At 51.9% G+C, this 3,034-nt stretch carries 1 protein-coding gene and 2 pseudogenes; 2 read left to right on the top strand and 1 reads right to left on the bottom strand.

Annotated features, from left to right (window positions below; all coding sequences use genetic code 11):
* Positions 1–149: 149 nt before the first annotated feature.
* A complete protein-coding gene (locus ACLIRY_RS26835) occupies positions 150–968 on the bottom strand; it encodes a replication initiation protein (RefSeq protein WP_413208488.1) in 819 nt (272 codons plus the stop codon).
* A gap of 491 nt (positions 969–1,459) precedes the next feature.
* Between ACLIRY_RS26835 and ACLIRY_RS26840 the strand changes: the two are divergent.
* Positions 1,460–1,969: pseudogene (locus ACLIRY_RS26840) on the top strand (transposase); the annotation flags it as partial.
* A gap of 410 nt (positions 1,970–2,379) precedes the next feature.
* A pseudogene (locus tag ACLIRY_RS26845) lies at positions 2,380–3,034 on the top strand (IS66 family transposase); the annotation flags it as partial.

Consider the following 3,034-nt stretch of genomic DNA (forward strand, 5'->3'; position numbering starts at 1 on the left):
CACTGCTCGTAGCGAAGACGCCCAAAGCTCAAGCGTCGCCTCAATCGATGCACCCGTCATCCATGACCTCCGAATCATGGAAACTCATAGAGTCAGAGATCATTAAAAAATGCAACTGTAATGCTAGAACGTTGGCACTGAGGGCGGTCTCATTCTATTTGGTTTCGAAGTTCCCTGCGAGCGTTACGAACCATGCGGCTCTGGCTCGGATAAGGCTCGGTAACTTGAATTGTCTGACCTGAAATGCGCGCTTTGCGTCCAATTTTGGAGCGGTTTACTTCGCGCCAAGCGGCGTCGATCTCTTCTTTGCTCTTTGGCCACCAGCCGATACGGATATGTGTGACCTTCTTTCCGGTCTTGATGGGGACGATAGAGACACTGAAGGACGCGAGGCCATTCACTTCCATAATGACATTTTTGATGACGTGCTTGTTAAGAGCACCGAAGGCCGGGTATTTCCCGTTTTCAACGCCTATAATTTGCCTGAACTCCTCAAGACTCATGTCCTGAAACGTTTTTCGGCTAAGTCCGGTCCACTGAGAGACGTTTTCATAGAGGCTGACGGAGTATTTTGAACTAAAGGCCATTAGGACCGGCAGGGCAATTTTCCCCCAAATCGCTGAGTCCTTTAGAACCTCCACCAGACGTTTGTCAAAGCTGTAATTGAGGATGCCTGCTGGGCGGTCTGGATCGTCAAGATCATTGCCGCCAAGAAACTGGACACGGCGAGTTTTACCGTTCGCAAGTTTGACTGTGAGTATGGTCTGCATGAGCGAGATGATTGCTTCTTCGACCATCTCGTAGCCTTTGTGGTCATCCGGCTTCAGATCGTCGATTTCAATGGTGTAGTCCTTGTTTACATCCACGCCCTGCATATGTGCATTGTGCCAGAGAATCGTGATTGAGCGGCGAGCGTTTAGCGTCAACGCTTGGTGGCCAGTGATCTGAATCAGTTCGGCAGGTTTCACCGCCTGATCCCGGCGGGGCTTCAGGTCAATAACCCTAAATGTTAGGTTTAGATCGTTTGCCATTTCGATACAAAGAGTAAGGCGGTCCCGCAAAATGTGAAAGAAATTTCCTCTATCGGTTCACACTTCCCCAAATTCCTTACATTTGGCCACATTAACAGCCCTATGCCATCGTCAGATGATTTTTACGTATCCATCAAGCATTTGATTTATTTAAATAAATTCTATTTTTTTAAGGATCTCATCCAGCGTGACAGGGCTGTGTACTCTGTCGTCTGTAAATTTGATTTTTAGTGTGAGGCTCAGCGCCCATGGCAGGGGCATGCCCCTGCCATGGGCTACCCTTCATCTAGGCTTTCTCAATCGCCAAAAAGAGGAACCGGATGGAAGATACTCAGAGTAGGGTTATTGCCGCACTGATGGAACTGAGGTGGCCCCGGAAATTCGGACAGGGTGTTAAGCTGTTCCCGTCTCTGCGAAGGAGAGGGAAATTGGGCAAGGTTACACGGAAGCGTTTACGGAGCCGACTTTAAGGCGAAGATGGCGCTGGAGGCGATCAAGGGGGAGCAGACGGTCGCGGAATTGGCCGCGAAGTACAGCATCCATCCGACGATGCTCACGACGTGGAAGAAGCAGGCCATCGAGGGGATGTCTTCGACGTTCTCGAACAAACCCGCGAAGGAAGCCGAAACCACCGCCGCGGAAGTGGAGCGTCTTCACGCCAAGATCGGCCAATTAGTCGTGGAGCGGGATTTTTTGACAAAGGCCTTCAATCGATGAGTATCGAGCGGAGGAGACACATGGTTGAACCGTCCCATCCGGTGCTGTCGATTGTTCGGCAATGCGCCTTAGTTTCCATCAGCCGGTCCTCGTTCTATTACCAACCGCGCGGGGAGACGTCACTGAACCTGGCGCTCATGCGGCTGATCGACGAGGTGTTCCTGGACTGCCCGTTTTACGGCGCGCGTCAAATGGCGCGGCATCTTCGGCATCTGGCCCACGCTCCCCCGAATTCCTCACATTTGGCTTATTCTATTGGTTAAACACTCATATGAGGAGAACTGTGGAATGTGAAGGTTAAGGCATTCTCCATATCCAATAAATGCTTGTAATATGCATCAAATTTTATCTCTTTTTTAGAAGCGGTGGTCACCGTGTAAATCTGGTAAGGCTTTGCTATTAGAGGAAATAATGACAACGATTTTTGCAACGACCTCCAATGATATGATAATTTTGTAGATGATTTTTCGACATTTAATCTCATGTAGTCTGCGCTAAGTTTTATGATCGTAAGACGCGAATCATTGCAGTTGATATATCCGAAACAATCGGGTCATTCCGTTTTTGCAACTGCTCACCGGGTTGGCAAAAAGGGGTTGGCCAGGGCTGTAGGTTGTGATTCAACCTTTGTATGAAAACGCCCCGGACATATCGGCTTAGCGAAGCGGAGAAAGACGCCTTGCTGCTTGAGCAGGCGGTGCTGATCGAGCATTTATCGGCCCGGGTGACGGAACTTGAAGCGGCGCTCAAGAAGCCGAAAAAGACGTCATCGAACTCCGATACGCCTCCTTCCCAGGATGGTCCTGGCCGGAAAAACTGGAAAGACGATAAGACAGGCGCCCAGAAGAAGCCCCGCCCTTCGCGCCCCGGTGTCGCCCGGGCCTTGAGTGACAATCCTGACCAAACGGAACGCTGCGTCACTGAGGTCTGCCCCCATTGTGGGACGACGGCTTCAGTGGAGGGACAGCGGTGCCGTCATCGCTACGATCATATTGAACTGCCCGAAATCCGTCCGGTGGTGACGCGGATCGAACTGTTCGGAGGGCGATGCGGCGAATGTGGGAAGCGGTATCGGGCCGAGGCTCCCCCGGGAAAGCCCCCGGGATCCCCGTTCGGCCCGGGAATTCGCTCCCTCCTGCTCTATCTCCACCACAGCCACCATGTGAGTTTCGAGCGTCTGGCGGGATTGTCCCGGGATCTCTTCGGCTTGAAGATTTCCGAGGGGGCGATCTCCAATATCTTCCGAGCGACGACCACGGCAATGGAAAAAGCCCGGGCCGCGATCC

Source organism: Rhodospirillum sp. A1_3_36 (assembly GCF_047263945.1).
Taxonomy (GTDB): Bacteria; Pseudomonadota; Alphaproteobacteria; order Rhodospirillales; family Rhodospirillaceae; genus Rhodospirillum.